Consider the following 19,457-nt stretch of genomic DNA (forward strand, 5'->3'; position numbering starts at 1 on the left):
TACGAATAAGGCTCGGGGCATACAGATATGCTGATGTCACTTCTGGCGTTTCATACTCGACTTTATGGCAGACTTTATTGGCTCGTTTCACGTTCCTTCTGACTCGATTATTTCGGTCCCGATACTCGTTATCCGATCAAGCGCTTTCTGCCTCTGCACCTTGACTTTGCTTATATCCAGCGCCATCCCCTGCGCTGAAAAAAATCGCAAATCATGCAGCCCGATCGTTCCCAGAATGGCTTTCAGATAGGGTGTCAGAAAATCCGGCTGGCGACTCTGTTCGCTACCAAAGAAGCCGCCGGCTGCAATCGCAATATATACCGGCTTGTTGCTCAGCGTACCCACTTTTCCTGAAGGGGTGATAGTGAAGCTGCGGTTGACGCGTACCACAAGGTCGATCCATGTTTTGAGCGTAGCGGGCACGGTGAAGTTGTGCATCGGGGTCCCAATCACAACCATATCCGCTTCTTCAAGTTCGCATATCAAACGTTCTGATTCTTCCAGCGATCCCTCATACGACAATCCTTCATCGCTGCTACGGGCGGCACTGGACAGCGCTGTGGCGTAGTTGGCATCAATCGCCGAGGTTGCATGAAGACGCCAGTCGCGGCTGGTGATATGGCTTATAGAGTACTGGTTACAAAGCTGGTCAACGATGGCCTGAGATAGCTGCGTGCTTTCAGAATTTTCTCCGCGAGGACTGAATGTCAAATGTAATAATTTCATTGGTGTTCCGTATTTGAAGCGCACGTATCCGAAGACGCGATTAATGGTGATGGTAAAAAAAATCAAGATCACATCTGTGATTATTTCGTAGTTTAATTAATTTAAATATAAAGTATATTATTAAAAGATGAGGACGATCGTCATAACGTTATTGCCGTACGTACCTTAAGTGGCGTCAAGTGGAGACCGGTAGCGTCATACTGAAATGCAATCCAGAGCTCAATAAGCCCTGGCGAAAATAAAAACGCTGGGCAAGCGAGTTAGCCAGGCCGGTATCCAGAACAAGACGCGTGCAACCAGCATCCATCGCGATCGTCTGTAATGCCTGCAGCAGCCTGGCGCCGCAGCGCTGGCCTCTGGCTGTGCCCAGGGTAACCAGATCATCAACGTACAGGAACGGACCGTAAATGAGATTTTCCTGGAGGCGATAGCCGGCAATGGCTATCACATTTGTATTAGTCAGTACGGCGAGCATGCGATAACCGGCGCTTTGCTGCATTCGCTGCACACGGGCCAGCATATCATCTGCATCTTTCAGCTGTGGACGCAGTTGTTGCATGACGGTGAAGGCAGCACGAATCTGAGTTTCACTGTCAAGGTGGGTCACTAAGAGCGGTACGGGTTGCCCCGTTGGATCCCTGTCATTGCGTTCATCGGCAGGACTGGCAACCTGGGCTGGCTGTGTCATTTGCGGTCTCCTTTTCAAATGTGATAAGTCTTCAGAGGTCTTCAGAGAAAAATATTAATGTGCTTATGCCATAATCTGAAGAGCCAAGAATTACGATACGGACTAGTCCATGAATTCGACACAGCGCTATGGTTTATCGTCACTGGATCCACATGCCAGTATGCCTTTGTACCAGCAGATTTATCTGCGTCTGCGCCATGCCATTACAGACGGTTTGATATCGCCTGGAGAGCGCATACCGGCTGCGCGTGCGCTGGCTAAGGAGCTGGGCCTGGCTCGTGGCACGATTGAGTCTGCCTATGATTTGCTGGCCTCTGAAGGTTATGTGCAGGCTCGGGGCCAGGCCGGAACGGTCGTTATGCCCGGCCTGGAGCATCTGGGTGGTACGCGCCTGCCAGCCGAACCGGTGGCGGCCACATTTGATACGCTGCCAGCGCATCCGCCCGTCCCGCCATTTCAACTGGGTTTGCCAGCGCTGGACGCCTTTCCGCGTAAAATCTGGGCCCGCCTGGCCGCCCGCTGTGCTCGTAGCACCCAGATAGAGGATATGGTTTATCCGCCCTTTGCCGGCGCCACGAGGCTACGTGAGGCCATTGCCGGCTATCTGCGCGTGTCGCGCGGCATCGACTGCATCCCGCAGCAGATTTTTATGACATCCGGCTATCGGGGAACCATTGACCTGGTGTCGCGCACGTTGCTGATGACCGGCGACCGGGTATGGGTGGAAGATCCCGGGTATGCGCCAACCAGGGATGTGCTCAGAAGCGCGGGACTGGAGCTGGTTCCGGTGCCTGTCGACGGTGAGGGCATTTGTGTTGAGCAGGGCAAACAGCGTGCAGCAAATGCCCGTCTGGCAGTGGTCACGCCTGCACATCAGAGCCCCCTGTGTGTATCGCTGTCGCTGGCGCGACGTGCGGCTTTGCTGGACTGGGCTGCCCAAAGCGAAGCGTGGATTATTGAAGATGATTACGACGGTGAGTACCGTTATCTGGGGCGCCCGTTGCCTGCACTTAAAAGCCTGGACGGCGAGGGCAGGGTGATTTACTCGGGGACGTTCAGCAAAGTCATGTTTCCCGGCCTTCGTCTGGCTTATTGTGTTGTACCGCGGGGACTGGTAACGCGGTTTGACGATGCGACACAGGTGCTGGGCAGCAGTGCGCCGGCATTGGTGCAGGCGATCGTTACCGCTTTCATGAAGGAAGGCCATTTCAGTCGCCATATTCAGCGGATGCGTCGCTTGTACGCTGAGCGTCGTGAGACTGTGGCAGCGGGATTAATGGACGTGCTGGGTAATCGGTTGCGCGTAGAGCTCGAACCCGGCGGTATGCACCTGATATTGCGTCCTCATGATGGGATGCAGATGGATGACGTAGCGATTGCACAGAGAATATGTGGACAGGGCATGTTTGCGCACGGTCTTTCCAGCTGGTATTTGCAGCCGCCTGTTACGTATGGCCTGTTGATGAGCTTTACCAACGTCACCTCGCGCGATGCTGCACGCAAGCTGGGTGAACGTATTCTGCCGCTGCTGCAGGTCGGTTTGCAGACGAGACGGTAGGGATGGGCAGTCTGGAGCGCGTTCCTTTTGCCAAACCCCGAACGGTTGGCCATTGCATAGTTTTTTCTGTTCTGCGCAACGACTCGCACCAAACTAATATCGGCTGCAGGAACATTCATGGCCTACCGCAAATTCACAATCTTGGCTCTTTTGTCTGGCCGCCCGGTGTTCTAACATGCATTCATGGTTTTCAATTGTCATCGGCATCAGGCATTCTCACGGGCAGCAAGCCGTGTATGTTGCAGGGGCCAGGCAACAACCAACTGACCTACCGGTATTCGCAGACCGATCCGGTATATCTCAACTGTCATACTTACTTTCGGAGTTGACCATGCAAGCCCGCTACGATTTTCCCAAAACCGCCCCTGCTGTCTATAAAGCCATGTGCGCGCTGGAAGGCGCCGTTATGCAGCATCCTGATCTGGATAAAAAACTGATTCATTTGATCAAAATTCGCGCTTCCCAGATCAATGGCTGCACATTCTGCGTGAATATGCATTTGCAGGAGGCGCGTGCAGATGGCTTGAACGAGCAACAACTGGACCTGCTTTGCGTCTGGCGTGAGGCACAGGTGTTCAGCGCCAGGGAACGCGCCGTGATTGCCTGGGCCGAAGCCATTACGCTGGTATCTCAAACCGGTGCGCCGGACGAGGATTACAACGCCATGCGCGAGTTCTTTACAGAAGCGCAGATTGCCGGCTATACACTGGCGCTGGTCGCGATCAATGGCTGGAACCGTTTGGTGCTCACCGCCAGAACAGTACACCCGGTTACGGCGCCGCAAGCGACCCCTGAAACTGCCTCGGTGGCAACAGCCTGACAGCGATCCATGCAGGCGGCCATCGCTATAGCTTATTGCGAAACAACCACGCCGCCAGTGGCATGGTCACAAGTGTGATTCCTATAAAGGGAATAAAGTCATGCCACAACAGAGTGAGTGGCGCGCCTTCCAGATAGATTCGGCGCACCAGATCAATAGCAAAGCGCAGCGGGTTGGCGTAAGTCGCTATCTGCATGAACTCGGGCATGTTGCTCACCGGTGTTGCCAGCCCTGATAGCAGAATCAGCGGCATGATCAGCACAAAGGTGTAGAGCATGGCCTGTTGCATGTTTGCTGAGAGCGCCGAGATCGACAAGCCGATTCCCACGATGGCGATCATAAACATCAGCATGGCCAGCAGGAGCGCCCAGAAGCTGCCGGTCATTGGAATATCAAACCAGTATAGTGATATGCCCAGCACCAGCATCGCCTGCAACAAACCGATAGCAATGGACGGTAGCGCCTTGCCAATCATGATTTGCAGCGGCGTATAGGGGGTGACCAGCAGCTGGTCGAAAGTGCCCTGCTCACGTTCCCTGGCTACCGAAAGCGCCGCCAGCATAATGGTTTGTATCATGCTGAGTGAGGCGATCAGCGCCGGCACAATATTCCAGCGCGTTTCCAGATTAGGGTTGTACCAGGCGCGTGAGGTGACAGTCACTGCCGGTTTGCCGTTATGACCATCGCGCTGGTTATAGGCTGAAACGATAGACTGTAGCTGGCCTGCCGCGGATCCTGCTGTGGTTGAATTGCGGCCGTCCAGAATAACCTGCAGGGGCGTGCTCTGGCCGGCCGACAGCAGCCGTTCGAAATCGGGACTGAAATGCACCACCAGCAGGGCCGAACCGGTGTCTATCACGTCTGAAATCTGGCTGGCCGAATCCAGTGTGGCCACCCGATGAAAAACGCCGGTACCGTCAAAGCGCGCGATAAGTTCGGTGGATGCGCCGCCGCGACTTTCATCCAGTACGGCATAGGGCACGTTGGTCAGATCGAAATTGGCAGCGTAGCCGAACAACATGCTTTGCAGGAGGGGAGGCACGATCAGAATAACCCGGTTGGCCGGATCCTTGAGCACGGCAATAAACTCTTTCTGACACAGATTGGCCAGGCGCAGCAGATAGTTGAAAAAGGCCAGCATAGGGATCAATCCAGTTTTTTGCGGGTGACAAAGCGTGCCAGCCCCAGCAGAACGACGGCATAAACAGCCAGAACACCACAGTTTTTCATAATCAGGGGCCAGTAATTGCCTGCCAGAAAAAGCGATTTGACCAGTTCAAGAAAATAGGTAGCCGGCACCAACTGGCCAATCACATATACCGCGGTGGGAACATTGCGCAGATCGAAGATGAAACCGGACAGCATCATGGCCGGCAGAAAGCTGGCCAGTAGTGCCACCTGGCTGGCAAGAAACTGGTTTTTGGTCATGGCGGAGATCAGCAGCCCAATGCCCAGGGAGACAAACATATACAGCATGGAAGCCAGCACCAGCACGCCCATCGAACCGTAAATGGGCACATCGAACAGCAGGCGGGCGGTGGCCACACACATCACAAGGCCGAGCAGACCGATAAAGAAATAGGGGATGATTTTTGCAATCAGAATTTCGACGGGACGCACCGGCGTGACAAACAGGGCTTCGATGGTGCCGCGTTCCCACTCGCGCGCCATGACCAGTGCAGTCAGAAAAGTGCCAACCAGCGTCATGATAAGTGAAATAAGTCCCGGCACCAGATACCAGGTGCTGTTATTGGCAGCGTTGAACCACATGCGATCCACGATCACCACCGAGCCCTGTGAGGCAGAACTGTGGCTGCGCGAAGCCTGCTTCTGCCCCCATATGGCGATTGCCCCTTCCAGATAGCTTCTGACGGCGCTGGCGCGGGTTGGATCCGAACCGAGCAGCAGCGCTTGTACCTCAGCATCGCCGACAGACAGACGGCGCGCAAAATCGGATGGAATTCTGAGGATGGCATCGGATTCGTGATTTTTCATCATTTCGGTGGCCTCGTGCATAGAGGTCACCTTAACCGGCACAAAATAATCGGACAGCTCCAGACTGGATACCAGGTTTTGCGCGACGGGCGAGGAGTCCTCCAGCACCACGGCGACACGTGCATTGCGTACGTCAAAGGTAAGCGCATAGCCGAAAATCAGGATCAGCGCGATGGGCAGGCCGATGCCAATCATCAGATTGCTGGCGTCGCGCCACAGTTGACGAAATTCCTTGCGCGTAAGCGATATAAGACGCAGCCAGAAGCCACCACTACGTTGTGGAGGTACCGTCGATGTAGCTGCGGTGGCGGTGGCAGTGGCGTTGGCGTTGGCGTTGGCGTTGGCCGTGCGCGATTGCGATTGTGGTTCTTTGTTCATGCCGCCACCTTTTCCCCATTGGCGCGTTCGCTGCGTCCCTGCTCGACAATCCGGATGAAGGCGGTTTCCATGGTCATTTTGTCGGTGCCGCCGGCCTGCTTGCGGACTTCATCCGGAGTGCCGTAGGCGACGAGTTTTCCGGCATCCTGAATTACAATACGATCGCAATATTCGGCTTCTTCCATAAAATGCGTTGTAATCACAATAGTGGTGCCGCCACCGGCAAGTCTGGTGATGCGCTGCCAGAACCCGCGACGCGCCAGAGGGTCAGTACCACTGGTGGGCTCATCCAGAAACAGCACATCGGGCTCGTGCAGCAGTCCCACCGCCATCGCCAGGCGTTGTTTAACGCCTCCCGGCAACTGACCGGCGGGCATCTTCTGGTAGCGCTGCAGTTCGAACTGCTGGGTGACAACGCCAATGCGTTGCGTTAACGACCTGCCCATCAGCCCATACGCACGACCAAAAAAGCGCAGGTTTTCCATCACCGATAGATTGCCATACAGGGCGAATTTTTGTGACACGTAGCCAATACGCTGCCGGGCTTCGGCGCGTGCCTTGCGCATATCCATGCCGGCCACTTCAGCATGACCGCTGGTCGCAGGCAGCAGCCCGCAAAGCATGCGAAAAGTAGTGGTTTTGCCCGCGCCGTTGGGGCCAAGCAAGCCAAAGATCTCACCACGTTTAACGTTAAAGGTGGTGCTGTCCACGGCGGTAAATTCGCCGAACTTTCTGACCAGATCCTGCACATCAATCACGATACCGTTATTGCCGTTACCATTGGACGTAAGCGGGGCATTCGATAAATATGATTGATCGTGTGATTGATCTGCGGCTTCAGCAGTATTGACCCGCTCCGCCTGCTGCAAGGGGTTTGCGTCTTCCTTGTTCGTCAGATTTCCGACAGTGTTACCTGTATTTTCATCACCCTGACCGACGATTGCAGAGTCGGCAGCCCTACTACCGCTACGCAGCAATACCATGAATCCATCTTCAAGGCGTTCCGGGACAGATTCAATCTGTCGCCCGTTCAATTGCAATTGTGATGGGTCTGATTCCTGACGCAGAATGATGCGCACGTCGCCGGCTTCGGGCACCGCATCGATGACCGATGCCGTGTTATCCAGCAGTTGCGCCTGCAAGTCGCGAGGATGCTCATTGCTGCCGGGGGTGACCACATAGCACAGGCCACCGGCATGTTCACTGGTTTTCTCCGGCGGGCCGCTGGCAAGCAATTTACCTTCATGCAGCACATAGACATTGGCGCAGCGTTCGGCTTCGTCCAGATACGCTGTGGTGAGCAGTACCGATAATTGCTCCTGGTCTCGCAACTGCTGCACGATTTCCCATAATTCGCGTCGTGATAGCGGGTCTACACCAACGGTGGGTTCATCCAGCAGCAATAGCGCAGGTGAACGAACCAGTGTGCAGGCCAGGCCCAGCTTCTGTTTCATGCCGCCGGACAATTTGCCTGCCAGGCGGGCGGTAAATCGCTTCAGATCGGTCATCTCCAGCAGCCGGGCGAAGCGCTCGCGGCGTACATCTTCGCTCACCCCGTGCAAATCTGCATACAGATCCAGATTTTCCTGCACGCTCAGGTCTTCATACAAGCCGAACTTTTGCGGCATATAGCTAATGCGGTCCTGCACCGCCTGCGGGTTGCGAATGACGTCTATCCCCAGTACCTGCAATATGCCTGTGTCGGGACGCATCAGTCCGGAGACCAGCCTGAGAAAGGTGGTCTTGCCGGCGCCATCGGGGCCGACGATCGCCGTGAGCTGGCCGGTGGCAACCTGTATGTCTACTGCATCCAGCGCCAGTACCGTAGAACCGGTTTCTTTCACCTTGAAGCGTTTGCTGATCCCGCTGGCGCTGACCGTCACATCGGCGTATTCCGCCAGACTATCGGTTATCCCGGCGGAGCAATGACCCGTTGCGGCGACAGCGCTGCTGTCGACTGCAGGGCTGCGGCTGGTCATTTGCCGGCTCCGGACTCAGGACTGTTGTTGCCGTCGGAAACCGCCTTGTCCAGGGCAATCGTGACGGTTGCCGGCATGCCAAGGCGCAACCGGTCCTGCGGATCGTCAACCAGAATGCGCACTTCATAGACCAGGCTGGTACGCAGCTCCTCGGTCTGTACATTCTTTGGTGTAAATTCTGCTACCGGTGAAATATAGCCTACGCGCCCGGCGATTGGCTGATCCGGATGACTGTCTGTCACTATTTCAGCTGCCATATCGGGCCGTACATGCCCGAGCTGAACTTCGTTCACATAGGCCCGCACCCATTTGGGTGACGTTAACGCCAGGGTATAGGCCGGTTTGGCGGGGGAAGCCATATCGCCGGGTTCCAGCAGGCGCGCACGCACCACTGCGTTGGTGGGGGATTTCAGCACGGACAGGGTCAATTGATGTTCCAGCAGCGCCAGGCTGGCTTTTGCTGCTTCCAGCTGCGCCTGTGCCTGGGCGATATCCTCGGCGCGCGGACCGATCTGGGCCAGTTTCAGGGCCTTGCGCTGATTCTCAAGTTGCGCCTGTGCCACTTCCGCCGAGGCTTGTGTATCATCTACTTCCTGTTTACTGATAGCCTGGCCGCCGGAGCGCGTTGCGATATCTTTTAATCGCTTGTAGCGAAGCTGCGCCTGTCTGGCTTCGGCTTCTGCAGCCCTTACCTGAGCCTGCAATTGCTCCACTTCTTCGGGGCGACTGCCGTTTCTCAATCGCAATAATGCCTGCTCCTGCGCGCCTACCTGCGCCTTTGCCTGATCGGCCTGTAGTGCAAGACTGCGTGTATCCAGTGTGGCTAACACCTGGCCGGCCTGCACATGATCACCTTCTTCAACCCGCATTTCGCGTACCCGGTCGCTGTTTTCAAAAGCCAGTGAGACCTGCCGGATATCGATATTGCCATAGAGGGTCAGATGATCCGCTGCCGGGGCAGGGCGCCCATAAAACCACCAGGTGCCTACCCCGATGGCGATGAGGACAAGCGCCGCAACAACTGCAATTTTTTTATTCATAATTGAAATAACCCGTTCACATCGTGTACCGGCGTAGAACAAATGAGTTATAATTCTAATTCAAATTTGAATTATATGTAAAGCACGCTGTTGTTATTGATATTACAAACATCATGATTGCCAGAAATGATTAGTAAAAAACGCCCCGCCAAAGTAGGTCCTGCACCGGCCTCTGTCAGTCCGGCTATTCGCAGCGGCCGCGCCAGTCGTAGCGATGGCGATGCGACGGTACGCCATATCATTGCCCAGGCCGGTGTGCTGTTTGCCAAACGCGGTTATGCCGATACCACCAGCAAGGCAATCTGCGAAGCTGCCTCTGTCAATATGGCAGCGGTGAATTACCATTTCGGCAGCCGTGATGGTCTGTATCTGGTGCTGCTCAAGGAGGTGCACCGGGAAGTCATGAGCCTGGATTTTGTGCGGCAGATCGGGCATAGTGTCGCGCCGCCTGCCGATAAGCTCTACCAACTGATAGAAGGATTGCTACGCGCAACCTATGACGCCAAAAGCTGGCATATCCGCTTGTGGGCACGAGAGTTGCTGGCACCGTCACCCCTGTTGTCGCAAATCATGGAAGAAGATACGCTGCCCAAGTTCGAGGTATTGCGCGACGTGATCGCGGAACTGACGGGTATGCCAGTGACCTCTCCGCAACTGCTACGTTCCGTATTGAGTGTGATGGGACCAGTGATGATGTTGTTGATACTGGACCGACGTATTCCGACGCCGATACAGCCGCTGTATTCGCATGCTGTCCAGGATATGGCCCGACACATGCACACGTTTGCCATCGCCGGCCTGCAGGCAATAGCGCAACAGGCGGGCTATGCGCCTGCTGCTGCCAAGGGCTGATTACGCCACCTTCAGCACCCCGGCTGCGGCCAGACGGGCAATCTCCGCAGCCTCGTAACCCAGCTCACGCAATACGCTTTCAGTATGTTCGCCGATACGCGCAATGGGCTGGCGTGGCTGCAGGCGCTGGCCGTCCATGCTGATGGGCAATAGTGGCATGGGCGTTGTCGACCCGTCTTCCAGTACCTGACGGCCCAGACCGCCGCTTTGTTGCAGGTGTGGGTCGTCGAACAGTTCTTCGGGTTTGGTGATAAAGGCAAACGGGATTTGCCGCGCTTCAAACACCGGTGCCAGCGCTTCGGCGTCCAGTCCTCGCAGCGTTGCACCCAGTTCAGGAATCAGCCAGTCCCGCGCGAGTACGCGATCATTATTGGTTTTCAGGCGCGGATCAAGATACAGATCCGGACGCTGCAGAATATCGCACAGTTCTTTCCAGGGCGCATCGCCCGTTGCCGCAATAAACATAAGACGGCCACCGGCCAGTTCAAACGTATCATAAATGCCCCAGGCGCTGATGCGCTCCGGCATGGGGTTGGCGGCCACACCCGTCACGGCATATTGCTGCATATGTTGTGCTGACAGCAACACGCAGTTTTCGAACAGCGCGCTTTGAATTTCCTTGCCCTGGCCGGTGCTGTTGCGCTGAAATAATGCGGCCAGAACACCCAGCGCGCCGAACATGCCGCCCATGATATCGTTAACAGACGTACCCGCACGCAGTGGACGGCCAACCGGGCCGGTCATATAGGCCAGACCGGCCATCATCTGCACCACTTCATCCAGCGCCAGGCGTTTCTCGTACGGGCCCTGTAAAAATCCCTTATGTGATACGTAAATAAGCCCCGGATTGCGTGCCTTTAAACTGTCGTAGTCAAGACCCAGAGAGGCCATGCGGCCGGGCTTGAAGTTTTCGACAAACACGTCAGCCGAATCCACCAGCTTCAGGACTGCGTCGATGGCTTGCCGGTCTTTGATGTCAACCGAAATACTTTTCTTATTGCGATTGAACGTGCGGAAAAAGCCGGCACCGGCGCCCAGCAGTTGGCGGGTCTTGTCACCGGTAAGGGGCTCAACCTTGATGACTTCTGCGCCCAGATCGGCCAGAATCATGCCGCAGGTGGGGCCCATGACCATATGCGACATTTCAACGACGCGGATACCTTCCAGAGGTAATGCTTGTGGTGTGTCTGAATTCATTGTGTTGCTCTTTGCTGCGTGAATGTATTGGGCAGACCTGCCCGATTGATAAAACCGTAGAGAGGTTCCTGCGGCAGGGCCTCAGCCAGGATCTGCCGACAGGCCAGCAGGCGCTCAACTGAAATACCGGTGTGATAGCCCATGGACTCGAGCATGAAGACCAGATCTTCAGTGACGACGTTACCGGTGGCGCCAGGCGCATGCGGGCAGCCGCCGATGCCGGCCAGCGATGCATCGAACTCCCTGATGCCGCTTTGCAGTGCGATAACCGTATTGGCCAGACCCATACCACGGGTGTCATGAAAATGCATGCTGCGCAAACGCTCGCCGGCGACGGCGCGCACCGCAGCAATTACCCGCTGCACCTGTGCGGGGGTGGCGTGCCCTGTGGTATCGGCAAGGGCTACGGTGTCGGCACCCGCGGCAAGACTGCCGCGAACGACATCACATACATCATCGACTGGCACTTCACCCTGCAGCGTACAGCCAAAAACAGTGGATAAACCAGCTATCAGCGTTGTGCTACTACCGTAAGCATCGATCAATTCCCGCATGCGGGCAAATTCCTGCACCATTTCCATAGGCTTGCGACGGACATTGGCCAGGCTGTGCTGTGTACTGACAGAAATCGGGGCCACAATGCGATGTACGCCGGCCTTCAGGGCGTTGTCGGCACCCTTCAGGTTGGGTACCAGTGCCGTGACGGTCAGACCGTCAAACTGCAAGGCATAGGCCACGATTTGCGCGGCGTCTGCAAGCTGGGGCAACAGTTTTGGCGGCACGAATGAGGTCACTTCGATATGGCGCAGGCCCGCATCATATGCAGCGCGGATCCAGCGCATCTTGGCTTCGGTCGGCATGGTGGTCGCGATGCTTTGCAGGCCATCGCGTAAGCCGACCTCCTGAATATGGACATGATCTGTCATGACAGTTCCTTTTCATTGATGGGAACAGTCTACGATGAATTGCTTTCTATGGTAATGCCCGGGTGGTCATGGCAACCATCAGGTTTGGTTATGGCCGGGGCGTTTCTTCCCTGTTTCAACGGAAGTAGGCAGGGTGCGGGCGGCCTGGGCCTGCAGATGGTCGAACAGTTTCTGGGCCGATCCCGACAGGGCTTCGTTCGCACGGGTACACAGTACAAAGTTGCGCTGCGCCCATGGATCCTCCAGCGGTATCAGTTCCAGATCGTAAAGTCGGACATAGCGCTCAACGGCTTCGCGCGGAAGCGCTGCGATACCCAGATTGGCTTCAATCAGCCGATAGGCTGCGTCAAATGAGCTGACATGCGTACGATACGTGAGTGTTTTGCCCTGACGGCCGGCGATATGGGACATCAGCGTATTCATGGACGTTTGCATGGAAAAGCCGATTTGCGGATAGTCCAGCGTCTGCTCGAACAGCAGCGATTGTTTGCCGGCCAGCGGGTGGGCTTTGTTGACGACGATCGCGAAATGGTCATAGCGATAGGGGGTGACACAGGTATTGCCGGTGGGAACGAAGTCGCGGCAGATGCCAATATCGGCATTGCCCTCTTCGATTTTTCTGGGAATATCACTACTGAAATGCTCTTCGAGATCAACCTGGATATTCGGATGGGACTCCAGGAAGGAAGTGAGGTCTGCCGGCAAAAACTCCATGATGGCCGAAACATTGGACAGCAACCGTACATGGCCTTTAACGCCCTGGGCATGCTCGCTCAGCTCGCTTTGCAACTTACGGTAATCCACCATAATACTGCGGGCGTGTCTGAGCAGCACCTGGCCTGCAGAAGTGGGCGTCACGCCACGCTGGCTGCGCAACAATAGTGGCGCGCCAATTTTCCGCTCTATTTCAACCATGCGTTTGCTCACGGCCGCAGCCGATAGCAGCTCGCGCTCGCCGGCACGCGCAATGCTGCCGGTTTCACACACGGCAATGAACAAATACAGGGAAGTAGGATCAATGGACCACAAATCAAACTCGCGAAAATCAGGCTTGATCGGGATTAGAGCACCGGTAGTCACGCAAGTAAATAGTGAATAACCATGTATAGTGAACGACCGGGTTGCAGACCGGGGGTTCCTTTGGCAGGCTATGTCACCGCCTGCCTGAATTCAGCTCGCTGTTGCTGGATCTGCCTGTATTCCGCTCGTTACCGTGCTAATGCCTGGCGGTCAGGCACCCGGGAACATCCGGGTGTTGTCATCGCGCCGACTTGGCGGGCCGCCCCGTCCGCTTAATCCTTGGGGTGGTGGGCCTGCTGGCGGCGTATCTGATGGCGGCTTACCGTTGGCACCGGCAGCCATCTGACCGGCACCCGGGCGTCCCTCGTCAGATTTGCCGCCTGGCGCACCTGAAGGCGTCCCGTTCATGCCCTGGTTCTGTTCTTTCCACTCTGCAGCAGGATCAATACCCACCACTAATGCTGCGCTATAGCGATCTTTCTGCTCGCGAATTGCACAATAGGAGCCTTCCCCGGCCTGAGCTGCAATACCGTCGATACTATTGACCGTATCGCGTTCTCCCTCGCGCTTATATTCCGGCGACTGTAAATAAATATACTCGCTCAGCGCGTCGGGGAAAAAGATCTGGCTGGTAAGCACCGTTTTTTCATTCAGGAATACTTTGTAGTGAACATGCGCCGTACGGCCCCTATACCACCCTGGGTAAATGGTGTCGAAGGTCGCAATGCCATTCGCATCGGTCATTTGCGTACCACGCAGAAAAGTCTGACCCGTCGTGTCATTGTCGCGCTTCGAACCCATATTGGCATAACCTGAATAGTTGCCTTCTGCATCGCACTGCCAGATATCGACACGCGCGTCTTTCAAGGGCCGGCAGTCTGCCGAGACCACCTGAATCTGCATGCGCAGGGGAATGCCTTTCCTGCCCTCTGTGATGTCCTGACGGACCAGCCTGGGATCAATGTAGTAGGGGCCTTCGGTTGTCTCAGGCATGAGTGCACAGACATTGGCCGAAATCAGACCCATGGTTGCTGCGGCCAGCGTCAGATCAGGGCCGGTGCTGGCCCGGGCGACCGAACTGCCGGCGGCAATCGCGGGCAGGAGCGCGGGGACGGCAATGAACGTTCGCAATACGTCGCGACGAGTGGACGGGGTTTTTGGCAATGTTGTTTTGTTCATTTTTCTCAATTGCATATGAAATGGGAGATGCGACAAGTATAGCGTCTGGATGTTGTCGCTCTTTTAACTTGGCAATCGATTGAAATCCGGGGATAGGATGTAAGCAAAAAATGGAACGGGCCTGGGTCAACAGGGCGCCGCGGAGCACGGGTACCGACTCCACGTAATCTGGATATCCATCGGACTATTTGAGCAGCTCTGCACTCTCGTCAATATCTTTCTGAATCGTTTTGCCGAATGTCTGGGGATCAGATACGACAATATTGAAGCCAAGCCGCTCCAGTTTGTCTTTTACTTCTGAAGTGGCAAACACCTCTTTGACTGTCGCCTGCAGTTTATCGCGTTTGTCATCAGGCAGATTGGCCGGTGCGATCATGCCGAGCCAGGGTTCGTAAACATAGCCTGCAACTCCCGCTTCAGATAAAGTTGGCAGCTCAGGCAGGATCTGACTGCGTTTGGATGATGTTACCGCCAGTCCGCGCAACATCCCGCCCTTGATCTGTTCCGCAACGCTGGCGACGGCAAGAAAGGCAACCTGAATCTGGTTGGAGACCAGATCATTCACAATTGTGTTACCCCCTTTATAGGGAACATGCGTCATTTCCACACCGGCACGCTTCTCAAACAGGACACCCGCCAGATGCAGGGCGGTACCCACACCGGCGGACCCGTAATTGAGCCGTTTGGGCTCTTTTTTTGCCGCAGCAATCAGCTCGCCCAGGGTTTTGTAGGGTGACGTCACGGGAACAGCAACCACCAGCGGCGAGGTAACCAGATTGGATACCGGTGTCAGATCCTTCACTGAATCATAGGGCAGGTTTTTGTGCAGGCTTGGGTTTACGGCATGGTTCGAGGAGATCAACTCCAGGGTGTAACCATCGGGTTTGGCGCGAACCAGCTCGCGGGTACCGGAAATATTGGATGCCCCTGCCAGGTTCTCCACCACAATAGATTGTTTCAGCGCCTGCCCCATAAAGGGGGCGAAGGTACGGGCCAGATTATCCAGGCCCGAGCCGGGTGAGCTGGGCACAATCAGTCGAATGGGGCGTTCCGAAAAGCTGACGTCGGCATGGGCTGCCGTCGCCAGTCCGAACGCGACCGCACAGGACAGCAGAAAAAAAGAGGGGCTCAGGCGCATAACGATTGTCTCCGGATGAGTGACTGCAGTGCAATCACCATTGTGTTTATTTTCAAAATAATAAGTATTGTTGCCACTACTGCAATAGCGCCGATTGTAACGGCATAGTAAGGCATCGCCACACCAGCAACGGCTTCGATCAGAGTCTAAGCCGGATTGCCTGTCGGTGTAAGCTACCAAAGGTCATGGACACCATCACCTTTGGTGATGGCTGACCAAGCGTTGTTAACAAATGCCATAGAAGAATGAAACCCGGGCAGGTGCTTGCACGGGACGAGATAGCAGCGTTCACCAAATTTCAAAGCCCGCCGATGGCGCCTCTCTAGAATGAAGGCTTACCTCATTACTAGCCGTCCAGTAGCGGCCTTCAAATATATTCACGTTTAAAGCGAACAATGCTGATACACGAACTTGCTCAATACGGTGCCCGGGAAAGTGGTGAACGCACTCTGACTGAACCGGTACTTCATCATACCAAACGCGCCGTGCTTGATTGGCTGGCCGCGCTGTATCCCGGCACACGCGTGTCTCCCGGGTTAGAACTGGTTCAGGCACATGCGGATGAAACCGGTGTGGGTCTGGCCCGCCTGCCTGGATTTGCCACCACCACCTTCCCGGCCACGGCGGCCTGGATCAACGGCAGTGTGTCGCATACGGTAGAGTTCGATGATATTTTCCGTGACGGTGTTTATCACCCCGGTTGTCCTGTCATCGCCGCAGCATTGGCAGCGGCAGACACGCGCGATGCGGATGGTCTGGCATTCCTGACGGCCATTGTGGTGGGATATGAAATATCCACGCGGCTGGCTGCTGCGATTCAGCCCGCTCACTATCGTTACTTTCATACCACGGGAACGGTTGGCAGTATTGGTGCTGCCGCAGCTGTCGCCGCTCTGTATGCGCCCGGCAATCCGACGGTGATGCAGCACGCCATTGCCACAGCGGCGACTTTTGCTGCGGGCCTACAGCAGGCATTCCGCTCCGATGCCATGACCAAGGCGCTGCATGCGGGGCATGCTGCTGCGGTCGGTATCCGCGCCGGCACAGCGGCCGCGGCCGGCGTAACCGGCGTGGCTGACATCCTGGAAGGCGAGGCAGGATTTGCCGCCGCATTGGGTGGGTCATTGAATCTTCCCTTGTTGACCGCCGGCCTTGGCAAAGACTACAACATCACCCGCATCACTCAGAAAAATCATGGTTGCTGCGGGCATACGTTTGCATCGATCGACGCTGCACTCGCGCTGCAGCAGGAACATGGGATCAGGCCTGATGACATCGCCGCGATCCACGTTGCCACCTATCAAACCGCGATCAATGTTACCGGCAATGCGAATCCGCAGACGGCATTCGAAGGCAAATTCAGCTTGCGCTATGTGGTTGCCCATGCGCTACGCCATGGTTCGGTCAGGCTGAATGCCTTCGATACAGAACGGCTTTCGGATGATGCCACCCGCGCTCTGATGAAAAAAATCACACTGGTTGCGGATGAAGCGCTGACCGCTGCTTTCCCGCGTCATCGCTCTTCACGCGTGAAGATTGTCATGAACAGCGGCGAGACCTATGAATACTACGCACAGGATCGCAAGGGTGACCCGGAATCACCGCTGGATGATGATGAGCTCAATGGCAAATATGATGAGCTGGTCACGCCTGTGCTGGGAGCAAAGCGGGCTGCGGCACTTAAGGCTCAGGTTTGGGCACTGGACACCCTAAGAGTACGACAGCTGTCATTGAATTGACGCTGCTACAGAATAAAAATGGCATTTGAAATATTGGTAAAACGATGAAACCTGACGATTTAAACCTGCGCGGCAATGGCACTGCTGCACGCCAAGCCTTTAACAGGGCATTGCTTAACCCGGCTTCAGTTGCATTGATTGGCGCTTCGAGCAATCAGAAAAAGAATACTGCCCGGCCCCTGCGATTTATGCAGAAACATGGCTATGCCGGTGCTATATATCCGGTTAATCCGTCGGCCACAGTGATCAATAATGTAAAGGCCTGGGGCAGTATTGATCAATTGCCGGATAATGTTGATCATGCTTTTGTGATGATCGATAGCGCGGGTGTCACCAACGTGATAGAGCAATGCGCGCGTAAGGGCATTAGCGTGGTGACCATCTACTCCGACGGCTTTGCAGAGGCGGGAGAAGAGGGCATTCAAAAACAGCGGGAACTGTATGCAACGGCGAAACGCCTGGGTGTGCGCGTACTGGGCCCCAATAGTATTGGATTGGCCAACGTGCACAGCGGCGCCGTTATTTCCGTTAATGCCGCGTTTGAAATGGACAATCTGACTGCGGGCGATATCGGCATTATTTCACAAAGCGGCTCGATGATGGGTTCACTCATGTCCCGTGCTGCGGCACGTGGTTTTGGTTTCTCTCATCTGGTCTCTGTAGGCAACGAAAGCGATATTTCAGTTGGTGAGATACTGGATGCCATGGTGGACGATGATGCAACCCGCGTGATACTGCTGTTCCTGGAAACGCTGAGGGACGTGCAAACCTTAAGCGGCGCGCTGGAACGGGCACATAACGCAGGTAAGCCGGTCATTGCCTACAAGCTGGGACGCTCGGAGCAGGGAGATGCGCTGTCGCAATCGCATACCGGTGCCATTGCCGGGAATGACGCTGCTGTGGATGCCTATTTCCGGGCCCATAGCGTTATACGCGTGAACATGCTGGAAACCCTTTTTGAAATTGCCCCTCTGGCTGCGCGCTATGCGCACTTGCGACCAGACACCTGGCGGGATACACCGGTGCGCGTTGCTGTCGTAACCACGACAGGTGGGGGCGCAGCAACGGTTGTCGACAATCTGGGTCTGCACGGCTTCGTCGCGGTTGCACCGCCCACCGCTTTCATTTCACATATGGCCGGGCGCGGACTGAACATACGCCAGACGCCGGTCATCGATCTGACTCTGGCAGCAAGCAGCGAACAGTACCAGGATCTGCTGACCGAAATCATGCAGACAGACTGGTGTGACGCTGTGCTGTGCATCGCTGGCTCGTCTGCGCAATTTTATCCGCAATATGTGGTACAGCCCATACTGAATGCGGTAGAGACAACGCACGGCAACAGGAAGCCGCTAGTGGCGTTTCTGTCGCCCGAAGCAGAGGCATCCCTGCAGTTGCTGCAAAAGAACCGCATTGCAGCCTTCCGAACCCCTGAATCATGCGCCGATGCCTTAGCCGCCTTTTTTGTTCCACTGGGACAGCACCAGCAAGAGACACGCCGCCCTGTGACGCTGCCCGTTGGCTATCCAACCCGTGGCAACCTGACTGAACCAGAAGCCATGGCGGTATTTAGTGCACTGGGTATCAATGTTGTTCCGTCTGCCATGGTGCAGCCACATGCGCCAGACCATTCAATCGACTATCCGGTCGTTCTGAAGGTGGTGTCACGGGACATCCTGCATAAAACAGAAGCCGGTGGCGTGCGTGTGGGCATTGACTCCGACGAGTTCCTGGCTGCCGCGCTGAACACCATGGCTGAGCAAGTAACGGCGCATTCTCCGCAAGCGAAGATTGACGGCTATATGGTGCAGAAAATGGAAGGGCGCCTGGTTGAACTGATGCTTGGATATCGACATGATCCGCTGGTTGGCCCGACCGTGATGCTCGGCGCCGGCGGGATCACCGCAGAACTGAAGCCGGATTTTTCGCTTCGCCTGGCACCGGTGTCCGAGGAGGTGGCCTGGCAGATGATTCATGAAGTGAAACACACGCAATTGATTCGTGGCTACCGGCAGTTGCCCGAAGGCGATTGCAAGGCACTTGCTAACGCCATCGTTGCGATGTCCAGACTGGCGCTGATTGATGCACAGCCTGTGACTGAAGCAGAGATCAATCCGCTGTTTGTAAGGCAGGATGGTGTGGTTGCCGTTGATGCGGTGGTACGTATGCGCGATCAATCACAAATGTAATAAATATCAAATAAGTTTAAGGCAGGAGTGTAA

At 55.6% G+C, this 19,457-nt stretch carries 16 protein-coding genes; 5 read left to right on the plus strand and 11 right to left on the minus strand.

The genetic code is table 11. The annotated features are described in order from the left end of the window. Window positions 1–87 precede the first annotated feature (87 nt). A complete protein-coding gene (locus tag MIM_RS21640; RefSeq protein WP_025374830.1) occupies window positions 88–726 on the minus strand; it encodes an FMN-dependent NADH-azoreductase in 639 nt (212 codons plus the stop codon). A gap of 175 nt (window positions 727–901) precedes the next feature. After that, a complete protein-coding gene (locus tag MIM_RS21645; protein WP_025374831.1) occupies window positions 902–1,414 on the minus strand; it encodes a GNAT family N-acetyltransferase in 513 nt (170 codons plus the stop codon). Window positions 1,415–1,523: 109 nt separating this feature from the next. Here MIM_RS21645 and pdxR point away from each other — a divergent pair, with 109 nt between their 5' ends. After that, window positions 1,524–2,972, plus strand: a complete 1,449-nt coding sequence (gene pdxR, locus MIM_RS21650) for a MocR-like pyridoxine biosynthesis transcription factor PdxR (protein ID WP_025374832.1) — start codon at window positions 1,524–1,526, stop codon at window positions 2,970–2,972. A 331-nt stretch (window positions 2,973–3,303) separates the two neighbouring features. Beyond that, entirely contained in the window at window positions 3,304–3,792 is a 489-nt protein-coding gene (locus tag MIM_RS21660) for a carboxymuconolactone decarboxylase family protein (protein WP_025374833.1), read from the plus strand. Window positions 3,793–3,817: 25 nt separating this feature from the next. Here MIM_RS21660 and MIM_RS21665 read toward each other — a convergent pair whose 3' ends face one another. The 4 genes from MIM_RS21665 to MIM_RS21680 are packed head-to-tail and all read right to left on the minus strand — an operon-like array spanning window position 3,818 to window position 9,184. Then, window positions 3,818–4,933, minus strand: a complete 1,116-nt coding sequence (locus tag MIM_RS21665; RefSeq protein WP_025374834.1) for an ABC transporter permease — start codon at window positions 4,931–4,933, stop codon at window positions 3,818–3,820. Between the two features lie 5 nt (window positions 4,934–4,938). Continuing rightward, window positions 4,939–6,165 carry an ABC transporter permease gene (locus MIM_RS21670; protein WP_025374835.1) on the minus strand — a complete coding sequence of 409 codons (1,227 nt, stop codon included), beginning with the start codon at window positions 6,163–6,165 and terminating at the stop codon, window positions 4,939–4,941. After that, window positions 6,162–8,144, minus strand: coding sequence for an ATP-binding cassette domain-containing protein (locus MIM_RS21675; protein WP_025374836.1), 1,983 nt, complete (start codon window positions 8,142–8,144; stop codon window positions 6,162–6,164). The genes MIM_RS21670 and MIM_RS21675 overlap by 4 nt, the downstream gene beginning before the upstream one ends. Beyond that, on the minus strand, window positions 8,141–9,184 hold the full coding sequence (locus tag MIM_RS21680; protein ID WP_025374837.1) for an efflux RND transporter periplasmic adaptor subunit: 1,044 nt from the start codon (window positions 9,182–9,184) through the stop codon (window positions 8,141–8,143). Before MIM_RS21680 ends, MIM_RS21675 begins: the two co-directional genes overlap by 4 nt. Before the next feature lie 126 nt (window positions 9,185–9,310). On the opposite strand from MIM_RS21680, the gene MIM_RS23605 reads away from it, so the two are divergent. Then, a complete protein-coding gene (locus MIM_RS23605; RefSeq protein WP_052342363.1) occupies window positions 9,311–10,036 on the plus strand; it encodes a CerR family C-terminal domain-containing protein in 726 nt (241 codons plus the stop codon). Here the strand turns inward: MIM_RS23605 and MIM_RS21690 are convergent, their stop codons facing one another. The 5 genes from MIM_RS21690 to MIM_RS21710 form a co-directional block, all read right to left on the minus strand. Further along, a complete protein-coding gene (locus MIM_RS21690; protein ID WP_042070694.1) occupies window positions 10,037–11,233 on the minus strand; it encodes a CaiB/BaiF CoA transferase family protein in 1,197 nt (398 codons plus the stop codon). After that, window positions 11,230–12,159 (minus strand): hydroxymethylglutaryl-CoA lyase, encoded by a 930-nt coding sequence (locus MIM_RS21695; RefSeq protein WP_025374840.1) that lies wholly within the window; start codon window positions 12,157–12,159, stop codon window positions 11,230–11,232. The genes MIM_RS21690 and MIM_RS21695 overlap by 4 nt, the downstream gene beginning before the upstream one ends. Window positions 12,160–12,237: 78 nt before the next feature. Then, on the minus strand, window positions 12,238–13,239 hold the full coding sequence (locus MIM_RS21700; protein WP_245592792.1) for a LysR substrate-binding domain-containing protein: 1,002 nt from the start codon (window positions 13,237–13,239) through the stop codon (window positions 12,238–12,240). Window positions 13,240–13,389: 150 nt separating this feature from the next. Next, entirely contained in the window at window positions 13,390–14,358 is a 969-nt protein-coding gene (locus MIM_RS21705; protein WP_025374842.1) for an intradiol ring-cleavage dioxygenase, read from the minus strand. Between the two features lie 184 nt (window positions 14,359–14,542). Beyond that, the gene (locus MIM_RS21710) at window positions 14,543–15,496 is read right to left on the minus strand and encodes a Bug family tripartite tricarboxylate transporter substrate binding protein (protein ID WP_025374843.1); all 954 of its coding nucleotides are present in this window, start codon (window positions 15,494–15,496) and stop codon (window positions 14,543–14,545) included. Between the two features lie 395 nt (window positions 15,497–15,891). Here MIM_RS21710 and MIM_RS21715 point away from each other — a divergent pair, with 395 nt between their 5' ends. Further along, window positions 15,892–17,235, plus strand: a complete 1,344-nt coding sequence (locus tag MIM_RS21715; protein ID WP_042070696.1) for an MmgE/PrpD family protein — start codon at window positions 15,892–15,894, stop codon at window positions 17,233–17,235. 44 nt (window positions 17,236–17,279) lie between these two features. Further along, window positions 17,280–19,424: an acetate--CoA ligase family protein gene (locus MIM_RS21720; RefSeq protein WP_025374844.1), complete on the plus strand. Its 2,145-nt coding sequence runs from the start codon at window positions 17,280–17,282 to the stop codon at window positions 19,422–19,424. Window positions 19,425–19,457: the final 33 nt, after the last annotated feature.

The organism is Advenella mimigardefordensis DPN7 (genome assembly GCF_000521505.1).
Taxonomy (GTDB): domain Bacteria; phylum Pseudomonadota; class Gammaproteobacteria; order Burkholderiales; family Burkholderiaceae_B; genus Advenella; species Advenella mimigardefordensis.

Coding starts and splice junctions, on each gene's coding strand:
- pdxR (WP_025374832.1), top strand. CDS start 1,524: ATGAATTCGACACAGCGCTATGGTTTATCGTCACTGGATCCACATGCC.
- MIM_RS21670 (WP_025374835.1), bottom strand. CDS start 6,165: ATGAACAAAGAACCACAATCGCAATCGCGCACGGCCAACGCCAACGCC.
- MIM_RS21710 (WP_025374843.1), bottom strand. CDS start 15,496: ATGCGCCTGAGCCCCTCTTTTTTTCTGCTGTCCTGTGCGGTCGCGTTC.
- MIM_RS21645 (WP_025374831.1), bottom strand. CDS start 1,414: ATGACACAGCCAGCCCAGGTTGCCAGTCCTGCCGATGAACGCAATGAC.
- MIM_RS21695 (WP_025374840.1), bottom strand. CDS start 12,159: ATGACAGATCATGTCCATATTCAGGAGGTCGGCTTACGCGATGGCCTG.
- MIM_RS21665 (WP_025374834.1), bottom strand. CDS start 4,933: ATGCTGGCCTTTTTCAACTATCTGCTGCGCCTGGCCAATCTGTGTCAG.
- MIM_RS21690 (WP_042070694.1), bottom strand. CDS start 11,233: ATGAATTCAGACACACCACAAGCATTACCTCTGGAAGGTATCCGCGTC.
- MIM_RS21675 (WP_025374836.1), bottom strand. CDS start 8,144: ATGACCAGCCGCAGCCCTGCAGTCGACAGCAGCGCTGTCGCCGCAACG.
- MIM_RS21715 (WP_042070696.1), top strand. CDS start 15,892: ATGCTGATACACGAACTTGCTCAATACGGTGCCCGGGAAAGTGGTGAA.
- MIM_RS21680 (WP_025374837.1), bottom strand. CDS start 9,184: ATGAATAAAAAAATTGCAGTTGTTGCGGCGCTTGTCCTCATCGCCATC.
- MIM_RS21640 (WP_025374830.1), bottom strand. CDS start 726: ATGAAATTATTACATTTGACATTCAGTCCTCGCGGAGAAAATTCTGAA.
- MIM_RS23605 (WP_052342363.1), top strand. CDS start 9,311: ATGATTAGTAAAAAACGCCCCGCCAAAGTAGGTCCTGCACCGGCCTCT.
- MIM_RS21720 (WP_025374844.1), top strand. CDS start 17,280: ATGAAACCTGACGATTTAAACCTGCGCGGCAATGGCACTGCTGCACGC.
- MIM_RS21705 (WP_025374842.1), bottom strand. CDS start 14,358: ATGAACAAAACAACATTGCCAAAAACCCCGTCCACTCGTCGCGACGTA.
- MIM_RS21660 (WP_025374833.1), top strand. CDS start 3,304: ATGCAAGCCCGCTACGATTTTCCCAAAACCGCCCCTGCTGTCTATAAA.